The 1,699-nt window shown below is 66.6% G+C and carries 1 protein-coding gene and 1 pseudogene; both read right to left on the minus strand.

Annotated elements, in window-relative coordinates:
• On the minus strand, positions 1–1,530 hold a 1,530-nt coding region (locus tag AHiyo1_RS12730), incomplete at its 3' end, for an N-acyl-D-amino-acid deacylase family protein (protein ID WP_059388810.1).
• A gap of 10 nt (positions 1,531–1,540) precedes the next feature.
• Positions 1,541–1,699, minus strand: a pseudogene (locus AHiyo1_RS27930) (amino acid deaminase); the annotation flags it as partial.

Here is a 1,699-nt window from a genome sequence, read left to right on the forward strand (position 1 = left end):
ATGGATGCCAGTGGCTGGCTTGCGGGGGGTTTCAAAGGTGGCTTCGTCACGGACGGTGCGCGGATCGAAGAGGACGACGTCGGCCGCGTAGCCTTCGCGGACGAGCCCGCGGCGGTCGAGCTTGAGCCGCTTGGCGGGGCGGCCGCTCAAGTGGTGGACCATTTCTTCCAGGGTCAGCAAGCCCAGGTCGCGGCTGTAATGGCCCAGGTAGCGGGGAAAGGTTCCCCAGGCACGCGGGTGCGGCTTGGCTCCGACCAAGAGGCCGTCGCTGCCGCCGGTGTGCGTGCGATGGACCATGATGGCCTGCACGTTTTCCTCGTGTCCGACGTGCTGCAGGATGCCGGTGCCCAAGCGGTCCTCTTGGAGGATCCGAACGAACACGTTGAAGGGCTCAGCGTTGGATTCGGCGGCGATTGCGGCGATGGTCTTGCCCACATGGCCGGCGAGTGCCGGGTTCTGGACGCCGCTGATCTCCAGGGTGTGCCACTCGGCAACCACGCCATGGCAGCCGTCGGAGCCGTAGATCTCCACGCTTTCGCGGATCCTCGCTAGCGTAGCCGGGTCAGCCAACCGCGTGAGTGTGGCCTCGGTGCCGCCGGAGGATGACCAGCTGGGCAAGATGGCCGCGAGCGTGGTGGCTCCGGGGAGGTAGGGATAGGTGTCGAGCGTGATGTCGGCGCCGTCGTCGAGCGCTGCGTCGATGAGTTCAAGAAGCTCGCCCGCCCTGCCCTTGTTTTCGGCGAAGTTCATGGTGGCGTGGGAAAGGTGCAGCGCGCAGCCGGTGTCCCTGCTCAGTCCGATCATCTCAGCGTAGGCGCCGAGCGCGCCCTTTCCGTAGGAGCGGTGGTGCGGGGCGTAGAAACCACCCAGCTCCCCCACGGTCCGGCATAGTCCTGCCAGTTCCTCCGTGCGGGCGTACATTCCGGGGGTGTAGGTCAGTCCGGAGGACATCCCCACGGCGCCTTCCTCCATCGCGGTGCGGACCAAGTCCTGCATCCGCTCCTGCTGCTCAGGTGTCGGGTCCCCTTCGGCGAAGCCCATCACGAGGGCCCGTACGGTTCCCTGCGGCACGAGGTAGGCGGCGTTGGTGGCGATCCTCTTGCCGTTTTCGGACGCGTCGAGGCGGTCCAGGTACTCGCCCACGGTTCGCCAATCCCAGTCGAAATCCTGCGGGTTGTCGTTCCAGCCGGCGATCTTCTCGCGGACTCCGGCAAGCGTGGCGTCGTCCACCGGAGCGTAGGACAGCCCGTCCTGGCCCAACAGTTCGGTGGTGACGCCTTGGCTGAGCTTGGCGTAGTGGTCTTTGTTGACCAGCAGCTGCAGGTCCGAATGGGCGTGCATGTCGATAAAGCCGGGGCTCAGGACGAGCCCCGTGGCGTCGATAGTCCGCTCGGCGCCGGTTCCGCTCGCGGTGAGGGATCCGGCGCCGGCGACGACGGCGATCACCTCGCCGTCCAGAAGGACGTCCGCGGGACGGCGGTCCGTCCCGGTTCCGTCCGCCAGGATGGCGTTGCTGATGAGGGTCTTCATGGCGAGGGTCCTAGAAGAAGGTATGGATGAGGTCGACGACGGTTTGGTCACCGTCGGTGTCCGCCAGCACTGATGAGGGTCCACTTGTCAAAGGCTGTGCACGGATGCGAAAGTCCGAGGCGCACGACGTCGCCGGGCCGCACGGTGGTGGTGCCGGCGGTCGAAGGTC

Origin of the sequence: Arthrobacter sp. Hiyo1 (assembly GCF_001263615.2) — a bacterium.
Classification (GTDB): domain Bacteria; phylum Actinomycetota; class Actinomycetes; order Actinomycetales; family Micrococcaceae; genus Arthrobacter.